This window comes from Streptomyces sp. NPDC050164, from assembly GCF_044459945.1.
In the GTDB taxonomy this organism is placed as follows: Bacteria; Actinomycetota; Actinomycetes; order Streptomycetales; family Streptomycetaceae; genus Streptomyces; species Streptomyces coeruleorubidus_A.
On record NZ_JBITJK010000006.1, the window covers coordinates 64,259 to 81,370 of the forward strand.

Below are 17,112 nucleotides of genomic sequence, written 5' to 3' on the forward strand. Positions count from 1 at the left end.
CCCGTTGTCAGTGCGGGGTCGTACGGTGGATCCCATGCGGCCCGTTTCCCACATCGAACGCACGGTGGCGCCCTTCGAGGTCGTCAGCCCCTACCAGCCGAGCGGCGACCAGCCGACGGCCATCGCCGAGCTCGCCCAGCGCATCCAGGCAGGCGAGAAGGACGTCGTCCTGCTGGGCGCGACCGGCACCGGCAAGTCCGCCACCACCGCGTGGATGATCGAAAAGCTCCAGCGCCCCACGCTCGTGATGGCGCCGAACAAGACGCTGGCCGCCCAGCTGGCGAACGAGTTCCGAGAGCTGCTCCCGAACAACGCCGTCGAGTACTTCGTCTCGTACTACGACTACTACCAGCCCGAGGCCTACGTCCCGCAGTCGGACACCTACATCGAGAAGGACTCCTCGATCAACGAGGAGGTCGAGCGCCTGCGCCACTCCGCGACCAACTCGCTGCTCACCCGCCGCGACGTCGTCGTGGTCGCCTCGGTCTCCTGCATCTACGGCCTCGGTACGCCGCAGGAGTACGTGGACCGCATGGTCCCCCTCCGCGTCGGCGAGGAGCACGATCGCGACGAGCTGCTGCGCCGCTTCGTGGACATCCAGTACACGCGCAACGACATGGCCTTCACCCGCGGCACCTTCCGCGTCCGCGGCGACACCATCGAAATCTTCCCGGTCTACGAGGAGCTGGCCGTCCGCATCGAGATGTTCGGCGACGAGATCGAGGCGCTGTCCACACTGCACCCGGTCACCGGCGAGATCATCAGCGACGACCAGCAGCTGTACGTCTTCCCGGCCTCCCACTACGTCGCAGGGCCCGAGCGCCTGGAGCGGGCCATCAACGACATCGAGAAGGAGCTGGGCGAGCGCCTCGCCGAGCTGGAGAAGCAGGGCAAGCTCCTGGAGGCCCAGCGCCTCAGGATGCGCACGACGTACGACATCGAGATGCTCCGCCAGATCGGCTCCTGCTCCGGGGTGGAGAACTACTCGATGCACTTCGACGGCCGTCTGCCCGGCTCCCCGCCCAACACCCTGCTGGACTACTTCCCGGACGACTTCCTCCTCGTCATCGACGAGTCACACGTCACGGTCCCGCAGATCGGCGCCATGTACGAGGGCGACGCCTCCCGCAAGCGCACCCTCGTCGACCACGGCTTCCGGCTGCCCTCCGCCCTGGACAACCGCCCCCTGAAGTGGGAGGAGTTCCAGGAGCGCATCGGCCAGTCGGTCTACCTGTCGGCGACCCCGGGTGCCTACGAGCTCTCCCGCTCGGACGGAGTCGTCGAGCAGATCATCCGCCCCACCGGCCTCGTCGACCCGGAAGTCGTCGTCAAGCCCACCGAGGGCCAGATCGACGACCTGGTGCACGAGATCCGGCAGCGCACCGACAAGGACGAGCGCGTCCTGGTCACCACGCTCACCAAGAAGATGGCCGAGGACCTCACGGACTACTTCCTGGAGCTGGGCATCCAGGTGCGCTATCTGCACAGTGACGTCGACACCCTGCGCCGCGTCGAACTCCTGCGTGAGCTGCGCGCCGGCGAGTACGACGTGCTGGTCGGCATCAACCTCCTGCGGGAGGGCCTGGACCTGCCCGAGGTGTCCCTGGTGGCGATCCTGGACGCCGACAAGGAGGGCTTCCTGCGCTCCGGCACCTCCCTGATCCAGACCATCGGCCGCGCCGCGCGCAACGTCTCCGGCCAGGTCCACATGTACGCGGACAAGATCACCCCGGCGATGGCGAAGGCCATCGACGAGACCAACCGGCGCCGGGAGAAGCAGATCGCGTACAACAAGGAGCGGGGCATCGACCCCCAGCCGCTCCGCAAGAAGATCAACGACATCGTCGCCCAGATCGCCCGCGAGGACATCGACACCGAGCAGCTGCTCGGCTCGGGCTACCGCAAGGCGAAGAAGGACGGCGGGGGCACCAAGTCGCCCGTGCCCTCCTTGGGCAGGGCCGCCGAGGGTGCCAAGCCGGCCAAGGGCAGGGGCAAGGCCAAGGAGACGGTGCCGACCGACCGCCCCGCGGCCGAACTCAGCGAGCAGATCGAGGAGCTCACCGCGCGCATGCGGGCCGCCGCCGCGGACCTCCAGTTCGAGATCGCGGCCCGGCTGCGCGACGAGGTCTCCGAGATGAAGAAGGAGCTGCGCCAGATGAAGGAGGCGGGCCTGGCCTGACAGCGGACCGCGTACGCGCAGTGTTGCAAGACCGACACAAAGTGCGGACCGGGGTACGTCACTGTCAGTGCTCCTGCGTAGTGTTCTGATCAACCGCGGCTGCGCGGCAACAGGGGACGTCCGAGAGGGGATCAGCGCGTGACCGTCAACATGACCAAGGGTCAGGCCATCAGTCTGCAGAAGAACGACGGCGGCAGCCTGACCGCGGTGCGCATGGGTCTCGGCTGGCAGGCGGCTCCCCGGCGCGGCCTGTTCGGCTCGCGTACGCGAGAGGTCGACCTCGACGCCTCGGCCGTCCTGTTCGCCGACAAGCAGCCGGTCGACGTCGTCTTCTTCCGCCACCTGGTGAGCGACGACGGCTCGGTGCGCCACACCGGTGACAATCTCGTCGGCGGTGTCGGCCAGGGCGGCGACGACGAGGCGATCCTCGTCGACCTCTCGCGCGTCCCGGTGCACATCGACCAGATCGTCTTCACCGTCAACTCCTTCACGGGCCAGACGTTCCAGGAGGTGCAGAACGCGTTCTGCCGCCTGGTCGACGAGACCAACGGCCAGGAGCTCGCCCGCTACACCCTGGCCGGCGGCGGCCAGTACACGGCCCAGATCATGGCCAAGGTGCACCGCTCGGGCCCGGGCTGGACGATGACGGCCCTCGGCAACCCGGCCAACGGCCGTACCTTCCAGGACCTGATGCCGGCGATCCTGCCCGTCCTCTGAGGCCCCGGAGGCAACCGGCCGGGCCGGGCCGGCGAGCGCCACACGACACCACACAACGACACAGGGGGAGAAGGCGATGACGGCCGAGCTGGTGCGGGGGCAGAACCATCCGCTCTCCCAGGTCCGTCTCGAGATCCGGGTCTCGGCCGGCACGCCGATCGTGGCCGCGGCCGCGCTCAGCGATGAAAGCGGCCGGATCCGCGGCGTGGAGTGGGTCGCCCACCCGGGCGCGCCCACCCAGCCGGGTCTCGAGGTCTCCCGGCAGGCCGCCGCCGACCATCGCCTCGCCGTCGATCTGGACGCCGTGCCGGAGGCCGTCCACCGTGTCGGCGTGCTGCTCGCCCTGCCCGCCGGCGGGGCGGGCCCGGTCCGTTTCGGCGCCGTGGCCGCCCCGTTCGTCGCCGTCACCGGCCTCGACGGCGCCGAGATCGCCAGCTACACCATCACCGGCCTGGAGGCCGAGTCGGCGGTCGTCGCCCTGGAGCTCTACCGCCGGCAGGGCGCCTGGAAGGTGCGCGCCGTCGGCCAGGGCTACGCGGGTGGCCTCGCCGAACTCCTCACCGACCAGGGTCTGCCCGAGGCCCATCAGCTCGCCGTCGGCATCGACGACGCGGTGGCCCAGGGACTGGCCCGCTCGGTGCAGGTGCCCCCGCCGCGCACGGCGGACGGCGACCGCTCCCGGCAGGCCGCGGCCCCGGCCCTCGGCCCGGACCAGGGCGGCACCGCGCCCCAGCCGGGCCAGGCACCACCGACCTCGCCGTACGGCGGTCAGACGCCCGGCGGGCCGGGGCAGCCCGCGCCGCAGACGCCGTCGTATCCCGGCCCGGCGCCGGACCCCGACGCCGTCACCCAGTCGTCCACGCCCACCGCGGGCGGCCCGATCGACTACAGCCACCCACGCCGCCAGAACGCCGCTCCGCCCCCGCCGCCGCCCACCGCACCCCCCGCCGCACCCGGGCAGCCCGCACAGCCCGTCGCGGGCGACGCGACCGGCTGGTCCATGGACGAGCGGCTCTACAACCAGGTGTGGGGCATGTTCGAGGACCTGGCCCGCACTGCCGCCGCCTACCGCAGCGCCGTCGACTTCGCCGAGTCCCGCATGGACAAGGAGCTCGAACAGGTCCTGTCCGACCCGCGCAGCCGGATCGGCGGCCAGGGCGACGCCGCCCGCGAGGCGGCCCGCGCCCGGCACGCCCAGCTCGTCACCCAGGCCGGCGAGGCCCTCGACCGGGACCTCGCCCAGCTCACGGCCGAGGCCGAGGTCGTGGAACCGGCCCTCCCGCCGGCGTACGCCCGCTGGGACAGCCCCGTCTGGCACAGCTACCGGGTACCGATGGAGATCCCCATGGCCCTGCGCCTGGGCGACCTCCATCTCCCCGAGGCCGACCGGATCCGCATCCCGATGCTGGTACGGCTGCCGCTGGAGCGCGGCCTGTGGATCGACAGCGGCCGGACCGGATCGTCCGACGGTTCGTTCGCGGACTCGCACGCCCTGGGGCGTCTCGCCATGGAGACGGCGGTCGCGCACGCGGCCCGGCTGCTCGCCGTCTACCCGGCGGGCGAGTTCACCGTCCACGTCATCGACCCGGCCGGCTCGGGCGCGCAACCGCTCGCACCCCTCGTGCAGACCGGTGTGCTCGCGGCCCCGCCCGCGCTCGGCGCCGCAGGGGTGGCGGACGTGCTGGCCCGGCTCACCCAGCGGGTCGACCTGGTGCAGATGGCGGTGCGCGGAGGGGTCGCCGACTCCCTCCCGCCCGGCTTCGACACCTCACAGCAACTGCTGATCGTCAACGACTTCCCGCACGGCTTCGACGACCGGGCCGTGAACCAGCTGCGCTACCTCGCCGACGAGGGTCCCGCCTTCGGCGTCCACCTGATGATGGTGGCCGACCGCGAGGAGTCCTCCGGGTACGGGCCTTTGCTCGACCCGCTGTGGCGTTCGCTGCTGCGACTGACACCGGTGCCCGACGACCATCTCGCCGACCCGTGGGTCGGTCATGCCTGGACGTATGAGCCCTCGCTCGTGCCGCCGGGCAGCCAGGTCCTCCAGCAGGTGCTCACCCAGGTCGCGGCCGCCCGCACCAAGTACGTGTAAAGCCGCCTGACCTGGGGACTTGGCCTTTCTTTTGCCAAGCGCTTTACCTGTTCTTGGTGATTGCGGTACTGTTATCGACACGGAGGGGAGTACTCCCTGTCTGCTGCGGCGTACCCGTCAATACGGATCAGACCAGATTCCGGGGCGTCGGCCCATCCATGGGTGGAAGAGACCTCCGGCAGCGACGACGCTGACATTTGCCGTTACGACTGCCGGAGGCGCAGTGGATGTTTCCGTGACCCTATGGGTCCTGACGATCGTGGGGCTCGCCGCCCTGATCGCGGTCGACTTCTTCATCGGCCGCAAGCCGCACGACGTATCGATCAAGGAAGCCGGGATCTGGACGGTCGTCTGGATCGTCCTGGCCGCGCTCTTCGGGCTCGGCCTGCTCATGTTCGGCGGCGGCCAGCCCGCCGGCGAGTTCTTCGCGGGCTTCATCACCGAGAAGTCGCTGAGCGTCGACAACCTCTTCGTCTTCGTCCTGATCATGGCGAAGTTCGCGGTTCCCTCGCAGTACCAGCAGCGGGTACTCCTCATCGGTGTCCTCATAGCCCTGGTCCTGCGGGCCATCTTCATCGCCGCGGGCGCAGCGATCCTCGCCAGCTTCTCGTGGGTCTTCTACCTCTTCGGCGCCTTCCTGATCTGGACCGCCTGGAAGCTCATCCAGGAGGCCAGGGCGGAAGAGGAGGACGAGGAGTTCGAGGAGAACAAGCTGCTCAAGGCCGCCGAGCGCCGCTTCGGTGTGGCCGACCGCTACCACGGCACCAAGCTGTGGATCGAGGAGAACGGCAAGCGGGTCATGACCCCGATGCTGGTCGTGATGCTCGCGATCGGCTCTACGGACGTGCTGTTCGCGCTCGACTCCATCCCCGCGATCTTCGGCCTGACGCAGGACCCCTACATCGTCTTCACGGCCAACGCGTTCGCCCTGATGGGTCTGCGACAGCTGTACTTCCTCATCGGCGGTCTGCTGAAGAGGCTGGTCCACCTCAGCTACGGCCTGTCGATCATCCTCGGCTTCATCGGCGTGAAGCTGGTGCTGCACGCGCTGCACGAGTCCGGGGTGCACGTGCCCGAGATCAGCATTCCGGTCTCGCTCGGCGTGATCTGCGCCGTCCTGATCGTCACCACGATCACCAGCCTGCGCGCTTCGAAGAAGCAGGCGGCGGCCGAGGCGGCGCAGGCGCAGAGCGGAGGCGCTCCGAAGGACAGCATCGACGTCTGACCACGTCGGAGGTAGGAGCAACCATCACCGGGACCGGTGGTCGGCGAATTGCCGATCGCCGGTCCCGGTGCTTGCTTGTTCTTGAGCGCGTTCCCGAGCCGGGGACGCCGTGGCCGGCTGGAGATGCCATGAAGTTCGTACAGATCATCGACTTCGAGACCGGGCCACGCCGCTCCGGGGCGACGGGGTCCCCGTCTAGTGCTGTTCGCGGCGTATCTGGAGCTGGCGATCAACCCGTAGACACTCGCCGCAGACGCGCGTAACCGCTCACGCAAGCGTTTACGCGCACCACCACCCGCTTACGCGCGACACCCGCTCACTCACCACCACCCGCTTGCGCACCACCACCAAGGTCACCCGGAAGCAGGCTCCGCAGCCGCCGCCACCGGCACCGGACGTGTCTCCGGCAGCAGCGCGAAGCACCCCAGGCTGAACAGCGCGATCGCCGTCAGATACGCGGCCACGCCCCAGGGGACCCGCCCGCCCTGCTCTGCCAGAGCCGTCGCCACGATCGGCGTGAGCGCGCCCCCGAGGACCCCGCCGAGGTTGTAACCGACCGCGGCGCCCGTGCAGCGCACCCGCGGCTCGTACAGCTCCGGCAGATACGCGGCGATCACGGCGAACATCGTGATGAACGCGAGCATCGCCCCGAGGAAGCCGAGGAACATCGGCAGCGGCGCGCCGGTGGCGAGGAGCGCGACCATCGGGTACATCCACAGGGCGGCGGCCGCGCACCCGGCCAGGCACAGCGGGCGCCGGCCGTAGCGGTCGCCGAGCAGCGCCATCAGCGGCGTGAGCGCCCCCTTCACGACCACCGCGGCCATGATGCAGGTCAGCATGACGCTGCGGCTCACCCCGAGCCGTTCCGTCCCGTAGGCGAGCGACCAGGTCGTCACGGCGTAGAAGATCGCGTAGCCGATCGCGAGCGCCCCGCCGGTCAGGAGCAGGAGGCGCCAGTGGTCGCGCAGGACCTCGACGAGCGGCACGCGCGCGTGGTCCTCGATCTTGAGGAAACTCGGGCTCTCGGCGAGCGAGGAACGCAGCCACAGGCCCACCACGGCCAGCACCCCCGCCGCCCAGAACGGCACCCGCCACCCCCACGAGGCGAACTGCGCCTCGGACAGCGTCGCCGACAGCCCCAGCACGACACCGTTGGCGAGCAGGAACCCCAGCGCGGGCCCGACCTGCGGGAAGCTCGACCACAGCCCGCGCCGCCCGGCGGGCGCGTGCTCCACCGTCAGCAGCACCGCCCCGCCCCACTCCCCGCCGAGCCCCAGCCCCTGGAGGAAACGCAGCACCAGGAGCAGCAGGGGAGCGGCCACGCCGATCGTCTCGTACGTCGGCACGCAGCCGACCGCGACCGTGGAGGCACCGGTCAGCAGCAGGGAGGCGACGAGGACGGGCCGCCGCCCCCGCCGGTCCCCGATGTGCCCGAACAGCACCGAACCCAGCGGCCGCGCGATGAAACCCACGCCGAACGTGGCGAAGGCGGCCAGCGTCCCCGCCACCGGCGAGAAGGTCGGGAAGAACAACGGCCCCAGGATCAGGGCCGCCGCGGTGCCGTAGACGAAGAAGTCGTAGAACTCGATGGCCGTGCCGGCGAGCGAGGCTGCCGCCAGGCGCGGCATGGACGGGGCCCTTACGGTGCGTACGTCATGCATGCCGCGTCAACTACCCACCGTGACGGCGGGTTACGGGGGGGGCGCGCGGAGGGGCCCGGGGCACTCAGTACGTGACCGTGATGCGCCGTGCCGGTCCGTCCACGCGCACGGTGCCCCCGTACGGGATCACCAGCTGCGGATCGGTGTGCCCGAAGTCCACGTCGAAGACGATCGTGACGTCGGGGGCGTAGGTCCGCATGGCGCTCAGGACGGCCTCACGCTGGTCGGAAGCGTGACGAGCGGCCTCCTCCGGGCTGTTGGGCCGCTCGAAGGACCAGGTCTTCGGGCGGCCCATGAGGAGGGCCGGAAAGCGCTGGAGCAGCCCGCGTTCGCCCATGTTGCGCAGGGTGCAGAAGACCTCCGTGGCGCTCGGCATGTCCTCGGAGGTTTCCAGGAGCAGCACGCCGCCGTCGTACTCGGACAGGTCGTGTGCGATCTCGCGGTCGGCCATCAGCAGCCAGCCGATGATCTCCAGGCAGCCGCCCCAACTGCGGCCCTCGACCACCCGGTCGGCGTTGACCCAGGTCCAGCCGGTCCCGGGCCGGGTCTCCGGCTCCGCGTCGAAGGTCGCCGGGTCCGCCCAGTCCCGGTCGATGTCACGCCACCGCTCGGCGGGCCGCAACTCGTACGGGCCGGAGGTGAACAGGGCCGCCCGCAGGGACTCGGCGGTCTGCGGGTGCATGGCTCCGGGCCGTCCCAGCTCGCACATGACGCTCCCGCCGTGGAAGCAGACGATGCCGCTGTTGCGGAGGTAGGCGAGCAGGTTCGTGTTGTCGCTCATCCCGAAGAACGGCTTCGGGTTGGCCCGGATCAACTCCCGGTCCAGCAGCGGCAGCACGGTGATCTGGTCGTCCCCGCCGATCGACGCGATGACCGCCTTGATGTCCGGGTCGGCGAAGGCCGCGTGGATGTCGTCGGCCCGCTCCTGGGGCGTGGAGCCCATCTTGCGGGTCGCCGGATACTCGACCGGCTCCAGCCCGTACTCCTTGCGCAGCCGCTCCAGGCCGAGCTCGTAGGGGAGCGGTAAGAGCCCCGGCAGGCCGGAGGAGGGCGAGAGCACGGCGATGCGGTCACCGGGGGACGGCTTGGGCGGGTAGGAAAGGCTCGTCATGCCGTGAAGCTACGGCCCGGCGGGCTCTCGGCGCACCGTGATAAACCGGGTCCGAGCGGCGGTCCGCCACGGGCCGCCCGACCCCGAGCGGACCGGAGGAACCGTGCCCCGAACCCTGGCCAACGCCCCGATCATGATCCTCAACGGCCCCAACCTGAACCTGCTCGGCCAGCGCCAGCCGGAGATCTACGGCTCCGACACCCTCGCCGACGTCGAGGCCCTGTGCGCCAAGGCGGCGGCCGCGCACGGCGGCACGGTCGACTTCCGCCAGTCCAACCACGAGGGCGAGCTGGTGGACTGGATCCACGAGGCCCGGCTGAACCACTGCGGCATCGTGATCAACCCGGGCGCCTACTCGCACACCTCCGTCGCCATCCTGGACGCCCTCAACACCTGTGACGGCATGCCCGTGTTGGAGGTCCACATCTCCAACATCCACAAGCGTGAGTCGTTCCGGCACCACTCCTACGTCTCGCTGCGCGCCGACGGGGTCATCGCGGGGTGCGGGGTGCAGGGGTACGTGTTCGGCGTCGAGCGGGTCGCGGCGCTGGCAGGCTCGGGGCACGCCGACGCCTGAGTCCTCCTGCCTACAGCCGGCCCGCCTCCACGATCCGCCGCAAAAAGCGCCGCGTGCGCTCCTGCCGCGGTTCCCCGAAGACCTGCTCGGCGGTGCCGCGTTCCAGCACGACGCCGTCCTCCAGGAAACACACCTGGTCGGCGACCTCCCGCGCGAAGCCCATCTCGTGCGTGGCCAGAACCATGGTCATGCCCTCGTCCTTCAGACCGCGGACGACGGCGAGGACCTCGCCCACCAGCTCGGGATCGAGGGCGGCGGTGATCTCGTCGAGCAGCAGCAGCCGGGGACGTACGGCCAGGGCGCGCACGATCGCCGCCCGCTGCTGCTGGCCGCCGCTCAGCCGGTCCGGGTACTCGCCCGCCTTCTCGCCGAGCCCGAGCCGCTCCAGCAGTTCACGCGCGCGTGCCTCGGCCTCGGCGCGGGGCACGCCGTGCACGCGACGGGGCGCGAGCGTGATGTTCTCCAGCACCGTCAGGTGCGGGAAGAGATTGTAGGCCTGGAAGACCACGCCGATCCGGCGGCGCACGGCGTCCTGGTCGACGCGCGGGTCGGTGATCTCCTCGCCGTCCAGCCAGATCGCCCCGTCGTCGATCTCCTCCAGCAGGTTCGCGCACCGCAGCAGCGTGGACTTGCCAGAGCCGGAGGCGCCGATCAGCGCGGTGACCGTGTGCGGGGCGACCTCCAGGTCGACGTCCCGCAGGACGACCGAGCCGCCGAAGGACTTGCGGACGGACTCCATGCGCATCACGGGCGTCTCGCTCATGTGGTTCCTCCCTGGGCCCGCCGGCGGTCCATCCGTGCCGTCACCCAGTCCGTGAAGCGGGTCATCGGGATGGTCAGCGCGACGAAGACCAGACCCGCGACGATGTACGGCGTGTAGTTGAGGCTGCGGCCCACGATGATGTCGGCGGCCCGTACGGCGTCCACCGCACCGCCGATCGAGACCAGCCCGGTGTCCTTCTGGAGCGACACCAGGTCGTTCAGCAGCGGCGGCACCTGGCGGCGCACCGCCTGGGGCAGCACCACGTACCGCAGCGCCTGCCGGTTGCTCAGCCCGAGCGAGCGGGCCGCGGCGCGCTGCGAGGGGTGCACGGACTCGATGCCGGCCCGGAACACCTCGGCGACGTACGCCGAGTACGTCAGGGTGAGCGCGGTGCCGCCGAGGAGCACCGGGTCGACGGTCACTCCCTGGAGCCGCAGTGCGGGGACGCCGAGGACCACGATCATCAGGTTGATGATCAGCGGCAGCCCCCGGAAGAAGTCCGTGTACGCGGCGGCCAGGACGCGCAGCGGGAAGAACACCGGGCCGCGCAGCGTACGGGCCACGGCGATCAGCATGCCGAGGACGAGCACCGCAGCCCCGCAGACCAGCAGCAGCCGGACGTTCAGCCACAGCCCTTCGAGCACCTTCGGGAACGCCTCGCGCGCGTACCCCCAGTCGAAGAAGGTCTCCTTGGTGCGCGGCCAGCCCGGGGCGTTGACGACGACCAGGTAGAGGACGGCTCCGGTGACGAGGGTCGAGAGCGCGCCGATCGCCGTGGCGCGCCGGGCGCGGGCGCGCTTGTGGCGCTCACGGTCCAGGCGCCGCTGCGACGGCACGTAGCCGTCCCGCGCGTCGTGCTCGTCGGAGCCCACCGCCGGCTCCTCCTTGTTCACCGTCACTTGAGCACCGGAGCGTCGACGGCGTCCGACAGCCACTGCTGCTCGATCCTCGCGAGCGTGCCGTCCTTCCGCAGCGCGTCCACGGCCCGTGAGACGCAGGAGGTGAGCGCGCTGCCTTTGTCGAGCACGAGACCGAACTGCTCCGGCGTACCGCCCTGGTTCTCGAACTGGCCGACGATCGTCGCGTCCGTGACCTCGGCCCCGGTGATGTAGAAGGCGGTCGGCAGGTCCACGACGATGGCGTCGACCTGGCCGTTCTTCAGCGCCGACTTGGCCTGGTCGTTCTTGGCGAACACGGCGGCGGCCCGCGTGGGCCGCACCACGTCGTCGATGTAGTCGAGGCTGGTGGTGCCGACCTGGGCGCCCAGCTTCACGTCCTTCAGGTCCGCGACGCTCTTCGCCTTCGCCGCCTTGGAGCCCTTCAGGGCGACGACGGCCTGGCGCACGTCGTAGTAGCCGGACGAGAAGTCCACGGCCTTCTTGCGCTCATCGCTGATGGACACCTGGTTGATGTCGAAGTCGAACGTCTTCTCGCCGGGCGCGAAGGCCTTGTTGAACGGGACGGTCTGCCAGACGACCTTGTCCTTGCCGTAGCCGAGCTGCCGGGCGACGGCGTACGCGACCGCCGACTCGAAGCCCTCGCCGCTGGCCGGGTCGTCGTCCTTGAACCACGGCTCGTAGGCGGGTTCGTCGGTGGCGATCGTCAGCTTGCCCGAGGTCCGGGTGGCCAACTTGCCCTTCTCGCACGTGTTTCCGGCCGAGGACGTGCCGGCCGCGGGCTCCTCCGGCTGCGGTGCGCAGCCGACGGCGGTGGCGAGCAGGGCGACGGTGACGGCGGCGGCAGCGCGGCGCAGGGCACGCGGGGCAGGATGCATGGCGCGAGATTGACAGCCGACGGTCCTGTTTGTCGAGGTCACGACGGAACGTGCTCACATCGTGGGAGCGGGTGTTGCGTTCTTGTGAACACTCCCTGGCGCGCGCCGAGTTCGGCAGTCGCCGGGGCCGCCGGCCGAGGGCGGGGATCGACAGACCGGCGGCCCATCCGCCCAGGAGCCGTCATCCTGCGCGGGGCTCCTACCAGTTGACCGCGCAACTACGCACAGGGGGAGCGTACGTACGACACCGGCGTGTGCGAACGATTCACACGGGGCGCGTGCGCGGACCACTGCTCCACACGCGTGCGCCCCGCGCGGATCTCACCACCCGCGCGCGTGCCACTCCGGCAACTGCGGGCGTTCCGCGCCCAGCGTCGTGTCGTCGCCGTGTCCCGGGTAGACCCACGTCTCGTCCGGGAGGACGTCGAAGATCTTGGTCTCCACATCGTGGATGAGACTGGCGAACGCCTTGGGGTCCTTGTGGGTGTTGCCCACACCGCCGGGGAAGAGGCAGTCCCCGGTGAACACATGGGGATGCCCGTGCGGGTCGTCGTAGACGAGGGCGATCGAACCGGGCGTGTGCCCGACCAGGTGGCGCGCGGTGAGCTCCACGCGCCCCACCCGGATGGTGTCGCCGTCGTCGACCAGCACATCGGTCCGCACCGGGATGCCGGCGGCGTCGTCCCGGCCCGCGTACGTGCGGGCGCCGGTGGCCGCCACGACCTCGGCGAGCGCCTGCCAGTGGTCGCCGTGCCGGTGGGTCGTGACGACGGACGCGATGCCGTCGTCACCGATCATGCCGAGCAGGGCCTCCGCCTCGTTCGCGGCGTCGATCAGCAACTGCTCGTCCGTGGCCCGGCAGCGCAGCAGATAGGCGTTGTTGTTCATCGGACCGACCGCGATCTTGGTGATCATCAGGTCCTTGAGCTCGTGCACGTCGGCAGGTCCGCCGACCGTCACCTGTCCGCTGTACGTCATGTCCGCCAGCCTATAGCGGGGGAGCGGCCCGGGTCCTACAGCGGGGGCAGCACCGGAAGCCGGCCGCCGTCCACCGTCAGCGCGGCTCCGGTGCGGCGGCCGGCGAGCCAGCCCAGCAGGTCCGCCGGGGGACCGGTGACGGTCGCCTCGGGCCCGTCGTGCGTCTCCCGTCCCGTGCTCCACGCGCGCGTGCCGTCCGTGAGGCGCGTGGGCGGTACGTCGGGATGCCCGGCGAACCGGTCGGCCAGGAAGGCGATCTCCCGCTCCGTGAAATCCGCCGGCAGGTCCTCCAGCTCGTACCCGATCCCCAGGTCCACGTGGTGCAGCTCCACCTCCACCCACCGCCGGAACGGCACCCGGAACGCGGAGTCCGTGACCCCGCCCCGCAGCTCCACCGTGCGCGACCAGTCCGCCGGAGCGGCCCCGGCCTCCCGGAAGCGGGCCGCGCTCTCGCGCAGGTCGGCGAGCTGGACGTCGACGGGGCGCGGGGCGTCCCGCTCGATGTCGGCGTCCCGGGCCTCGCCGGAGAGGTACATGGGGCGGCCCTCCAGGACGTTCACGAGGGCGTCCGCGTTACGGGCCAGGTGGGCCAGCACATGGCCCCGGGTCCAGCCGGGAAGCCGTGACGGCTGCGTCACAGAGGCGTTGTCCAGTTTGCCGACTGCGATGAGCAGCCGTTCCGTAGCGGCATGTACAGACGCCAGGTCATGACCGTGATCAATCATGGTGCTGACCCTAGCTCCGCCACACCTTCGGGTGAAGGTGGTGAACCAGTGCCGATAATCGAAAGCGCGTGCTATATGGTCGGGCGTGCCATCGGGCATGCTGGAAAGCCGGGGTTTGTTGGCAACCCGTGAATCCGACCGGCGTTGTCAGTGGCTCCCTCTAGTCTGAGAAAGCACGGGGGCCCCGCCCCTGTCACTTCTCTCAAGAAAGGTGCGGACCGGCGTGGCCGACCGTCTCATCGTTCGTGGAGCGCGCGAGCACAATCTCAAGAACGTCTCGCTCGACCTCCCGCGCGACTCGCTCATCGTCTTCACGGGCCTGTCGGGGTCGGGCAAGTCCTCGCTGGCCTTCGACACCATCTTCGCCGAGGGACAGCGGCGCTACGTGGAGTCGCTCTCCTCGTACGCCCGGCAGTTCCTCGGCCAGATGGACAAGCCGGACGTCGACTTCATCGAGGGCCTGTCCCCGGCCGTCTCCATCGACCAGAAGTCGACCTCGCGCAACCCGCGCTCCACGGTCGGCACGATCACCGAGGTCTACGACTACCTGCGGCTGCTCTTCGCGCGCATCGGCAAGCCGCACTGCCCCGAGTGCGGCCGCCCGATCTCGCGCCAGTCGCCCCAGGCCATCGTCGACAGGGTCCTTGAGCTGCCGGAGGGCAGCCGCTTCCAGGTGCTGTCGCCGCTGGTGCGCGAGCGCAAGGGCGAGTTCGTCGACCTCTTCGCCGACCTCCAGACCAAGGGCTACTCCCGCGCGCGTGTGGACGGCGAGACCATCCAGCTGTCCAACCCGCCCACGCTGAAGAAGCAGGAGAAGCACACCATCGAGGTGGTAGTCGACCGCCTCACGGTGAAGGACTCCGCGAAGCGCCGCCTCACCGACTCCGTCGAGACCGCCCTCGGCCTGTCCGGCGGCATGGTCGTGCTCGACTTCGTCGACCTCCCCGAGGACGACCCCGAGCGCGAGCGCATGTACTCGGAGCACCTGTACTGCGCGTACGACGACCTGTCCTTCGAGGAGCTGGAGCCCCGCTCCTTCTCCTTCAACTCGCCCTTCGGCGCCTGCCCCGACTGCTCCGGCATCGGCACGCGCATGGAGGTCGACCCGGAGCTCATCGTCCCGGACCCGGACAAGAGCCTCGACGACGGCGCCATCCATCCCTGGTCGCACGGCCACACCAAGGACTACTTCGGCCGCCTCATCGGCGCCCTGGCCGACGCCCTGGGCTTCCGTACGGACATCCCCTTCGCGGGCCTCCCGCAGCGCGCCAAGAAGGCCCTGCTGCACGGCCACAAGACGCAGGTCGAGGTCCGCTACCGCAACCGCTACGGGCGCGAGCGCCGGTACACCACGGCCTTCGAGGGCGCCGTCCCCTTCGTCAAGCGCCGGCACAGCGAGGCCGAGAGCGACGCCAGCCGCGAGCGCTTCGAGGGCTACATGCGCGAGGTGCCCTGCCCGACCTGTGAGGGCACGCGCCTGAAGCCGATCGTCCTCGCGGTCACGATCATGGACAAGTCCATCGCGGAGGTCTCCGCGATGTCGATCAGCGACTGCGCGGACTTCCTGAGGGAGCTGAAGCTCAGCGACCGCGACAAGAAGATCGCCGAGCGCGTCCTGAAGGAGGTCAACGAGCGGCTGCGGTTCCTCGTCGACGTCGGTCTGGACTACCTCTCGCTGAACCGCGCGGCCGGCACCCTCTCCGGCGGCGAGGCCCAGCGCATCCGCCTGGCCACCCAGATCGGCTCCGGCCTCGTCGGCGTCCTGTACGTCCTCGACGAGCCGTCCATCGGACTGCACCAGCGCGACAACCACCGGCTGATCGAGACCCTGGTCCGGCTGCGCGACATGGGCAACACGCTCATCGTCGTCGAGCACGACGAGGACACCATCAAGACCGCCGACTGGGTCGTCGACATCGGCCCCGGCGCCGGTGAGCACGGCGGCAAGGTCGTGCACAGCGGCTCCCTGAAGGAGCTGCTCGCCAACGCCGAGTCGCATACCGGTCAGTACCTGTCCGGCAAGAAGGCCATCCCGCTGCCCGACATCCGGCGCCCGCTCGACCCGTCCCGGCAGCTCACGGTGCACGGCGCCCGGGAGAACAACCTCCAGGACATCGACGTCTCGTTCCCGCTGGGGGTGTTCACCGCCGTCACCGGCGTGTCCGGCTCCGGCAAGTCGACCCTGGTCAACGACATCCTGTACACGCACCTGGCCCGCGAGCTGAACGGCGCGAGGAACGTGCCCGGGCGGCACACCCGCGTGGACGGCGACGACCTCGTCGACAAGGTCGTGCACGTCGACCAGTCGCCCATCGGCCGCACCCCGCGCTCCAACCCGGCCACGTACACCGGCGTCTTCGACCACATCCGCAAGCTGTTCGCCGAGACCACCGAGGCGAAGGTCCGCGGCTACATGCCGGGCCGCTTCTCCTTCAACGTCAAGGGCGGGCGCTGCGAGAACTGCGCGGGCGACGGCACCATCAAGATCGAGATGAACTTCCTCCCGGACGTCTACGTCCCGTGCGAGGTCTGCCACGGCGCCCGCTACAACCGGGAGACCCTGGAGGTCCACTACAAGGGCAAGTCCATCGCCGACGTCCTGAACATGCCGATCGAGGAGGCCACGGAGTTCTTCGAGGCGGTCCCCGCGATCTCCCGCCACATGAAGACCCTCAAGGACGTCGGCCTCGGCTACGTCCGGCTCGGCCAGTCCGCGACCACCCTGTCCGGCGGTGAGGCCCAGCGCGTCAAGCTCGCCAGCGAGCTCCAGCGCCGCTCCACCGGCCGCACGGTCTACGTCCTGGACGAGCCGACCACCGGTCTGCACTTCGAGGACATCAGCAAGCTGCTGACGGTCCTGTCCGGACTGGTCGACAAGGGCAACACGGTCATCGTCATCGAGCACAACCTCGACGTGATCAAGACCGCCGACTGGATCGTCGACATGGGCCCCGAGGGCGGCGCCGGCGGCGGCCTGGTCGTCGCCGAGGGCACGCCCGAGGAGGTCGCCGCGGTCCCGGCCAGCCACACCGGAAAGTTCCTGCGCGAGGTCCTCGGTGCCGACCGGATCAGCGACGCGTCCTCGGTGAAGGCCCCGCGCAAGGCGGCGGCGAAGAAGACGGTCCCGGCGCAGACCAGGGCGACCAGGACCGCCTCCAAGACGGTCAACAGCACCGCGGCCAAGAAGACAGCCGCAAAGTCCACCAAGGCCGCCGCGAAGAAGACGACGCGGACGACCAAGAGCTGACGGCTCCCGCCGACGCGCCGTGCCCCACAGGAACTCCCTGTGGGGCACGGCGCGTCGTTG

General features: G+C 70.2%; 13 protein-coding genes. 6 read left to right on the forward strand and 7 right to left on the reverse strand.

Annotated elements, in window-relative coordinates; all coding sequences use genetic code 11:
• The first annotated feature begins 34 nt into the window (after positions 1-34).
• The 4 genes from uvrB to ACIBNA_RS12030 all read left to right on the forward strand — a co-directional run bounded on the left by uvrB (position 35) and on the right by ACIBNA_RS12030 (position 6,216).
• A complete protein-coding gene (uvrB, locus tag ACIBNA_RS12015) occupies positions 35-2,179 on the forward strand; it encodes an excinuclease ABC subunit UvrB (RefSeq protein ID WP_399165094.1) in 2,145 nt (714 codons plus the stop codon).
• A 138-nt stretch (positions 2,180-2,317) separates the two neighbouring features.
• On the forward strand, positions 2,318-2,896 hold the full coding sequence (locus ACIBNA_RS12020; RefSeq protein WP_399165095.1) for a TerD family protein: 579 nt from the start codon (positions 2,318-2,320) through the stop codon (positions 2,894-2,896).
• 76 nt (positions 2,897-2,972) lie between these two features.
• Entirely contained in the window at positions 2,973-4,991 is a 2,019-nt protein-coding gene (locus tag ACIBNA_RS12025; protein ID WP_399165096.1) for a TerD family protein, read from the forward strand.
• 223 nt (positions 4,992-5,214) lie between these two features.
• Complete coding sequence (locus ACIBNA_RS12030; RefSeq protein ID WP_399165097.1) at positions 5,215-6,216, forward strand: TerC/Alx family metal homeostasis membrane protein; 1,002 nt, start codon at positions 5,215-5,217, stop codon at positions 6,214-6,216.
• Positions 6,217-6,569: 353 nt separating this feature from the next.
• Here ACIBNA_RS12030 and ACIBNA_RS12035 read toward each other — a convergent pair whose 3' ends face one another.
• Together ACIBNA_RS12035 and ACIBNA_RS12040 are read right to left on the reverse strand one after the other, a co-directional pair.
• A complete protein-coding gene (locus tag ACIBNA_RS12035; protein ID WP_399165098.1) occupies positions 6,570-7,877 on the reverse strand; it encodes an MFS transporter in 1,308 nt (435 codons plus the stop codon).
• A 64-nt stretch (positions 7,878-7,941) separates the two neighbouring features.
• The gene (locus ACIBNA_RS12040) at positions 7,942-8,988 is read right to left on the reverse strand and encodes a S66 peptidase family protein (RefSeq protein WP_399165099.1); all 1,047 of its coding nucleotides are present in this window, start codon (positions 8,986-8,988) and stop codon (positions 7,942-7,944) included.
• A gap of 103 nt (positions 8,989-9,091) precedes the next feature.
• Here ACIBNA_RS12040 and aroQ point away from each other — a divergent pair, with 103 nt between their 5' ends.
• On the forward strand, positions 9,092-9,565 hold the full coding sequence (aroQ, locus tag ACIBNA_RS12045) for a type II 3-dehydroquinate dehydratase (RefSeq protein WP_086561704.1): 474 nt from the start codon (positions 9,092-9,094) through the stop codon (positions 9,563-9,565).
• A 10-nt stretch (positions 9,566-9,575) separates the two neighbouring features.
• Here aroQ and ACIBNA_RS12050 read toward each other — a convergent pair whose 3' ends face one another.
• The 5 genes from ACIBNA_RS12050 to ACIBNA_RS12070 all read right to left on the reverse strand — a co-directional run bounded on the left by ACIBNA_RS12050 (position 9,576) and on the right by ACIBNA_RS12070 (position 13,805).
• The gene (locus ACIBNA_RS12050; RefSeq protein WP_399165100.1) at positions 9,576-10,328 is read right to left on the reverse strand and encodes an amino acid ABC transporter ATP-binding protein; all 753 of its coding nucleotides are present in this window, start codon (positions 10,326-10,328) and stop codon (positions 9,576-9,578) included.
• On the reverse strand, positions 10,325-11,227 hold the full coding sequence (locus tag ACIBNA_RS12055) for an amino acid ABC transporter permease (RefSeq protein ID WP_399165101.1): 903 nt from the start codon (positions 11,225-11,227) through the stop codon (positions 10,325-10,327). The genes ACIBNA_RS12050 and ACIBNA_RS12055 overlap by 4 nt, the downstream gene beginning before the upstream one ends.
• Positions 11,224-12,102: an ABC transporter substrate-binding protein gene (locus tag ACIBNA_RS12060; protein WP_399165102.1), complete on the reverse strand. Its 879-nt coding sequence runs from the start codon at positions 12,100-12,102 to the stop codon at positions 11,224-11,226. The genes ACIBNA_RS12055 and ACIBNA_RS12060 overlap by 4 nt, the downstream gene beginning before the upstream one ends.
• 321 nt (positions 12,103-12,423) lie before the next feature.
• The gene (locus tag ACIBNA_RS12065) at positions 12,424-13,080 is read right to left on the reverse strand and encodes an MBL fold metallo-hydrolase (RefSeq protein WP_399165103.1); all 657 of its coding nucleotides are present in this window, start codon (positions 13,078-13,080) and stop codon (positions 12,424-12,426) included.
• A 35-nt stretch (positions 13,081-13,115) separates the two neighbouring features.
• The gene (locus ACIBNA_RS12070) at positions 13,116-13,805 is read right to left on the reverse strand and encodes a maleylpyruvate isomerase family mycothiol-dependent enzyme (protein WP_399165104.1); all 690 of its coding nucleotides are present in this window, start codon (positions 13,803-13,805) and stop codon (positions 13,116-13,118) included.
• Positions 13,806-14,028: 223 nt separating this feature from the next.
• Here ACIBNA_RS12070 and uvrA point away from each other — a divergent pair, with 223 nt between their 5' ends.
• Positions 14,029-17,052, forward strand: a complete 3,024-nt coding sequence (uvrA, locus tag ACIBNA_RS12075; RefSeq protein ID WP_399165105.1) for an excinuclease ABC subunit UvrA — start codon at positions 14,029-14,031, stop codon at positions 17,050-17,052.
• Positions 17,053-17,112 lie beyond the last annotated feature (60 nt).

Excerpts from the sequence above, each read along its gene's own strand:
- uvrB (WP_399165094.1), top strand. The coding sequence starts at position 35 with ATGCGGCCCGTTTCCCACATCGAACGCACGGTGGCGCCCTTCGAGGTC.
- ACIBNA_RS12025 (WP_399165096.1), top strand. The coding sequence starts at position 2,973 with ATGACGGCCGAGCTGGTGCGGGGGCAGAACCATCCGCTCTCCCAGGTC.
- ACIBNA_RS12035 (WP_399165098.1), bottom strand. The coding sequence starts at position 7,877 with ATGCATGACGTACGCACCGTAAGGGCCCCGTCCATGCCGCGCCTGGCG.
- ACIBNA_RS12040 (WP_399165099.1), bottom strand. The coding sequence starts at position 8,988 with ATGACGAGCCTTTCCTACCCGCCCAAGCCGTCCCCCGGTGACCGCATC.
- ACIBNA_RS12050 (WP_399165100.1), bottom strand. The coding sequence starts at position 10,328 with ATGAGCGAGACGCCCGTGATGCGCATGGAGTCCGTCCGCAAGTCCTTC.
- ACIBNA_RS12060 (WP_399165102.1), bottom strand. The coding sequence starts at position 12,102 with ATGCATCCTGCCCCGCGTGCCCTGCGCCGCGCTGCCGCCGCCGTCACC.
- ACIBNA_RS12065 (WP_399165103.1), bottom strand. The coding sequence starts at position 13,080 with ATGACGTACAGCGGACAGGTGACGGTCGGCGGACCTGCCGACGTGCAC.
- ACIBNA_RS12070 (WP_399165104.1), bottom strand. The coding sequence starts at position 13,805 with ATGATTGATCACGGTCATGACCTGGCGTCTGTACATGCCGCTACGGAA.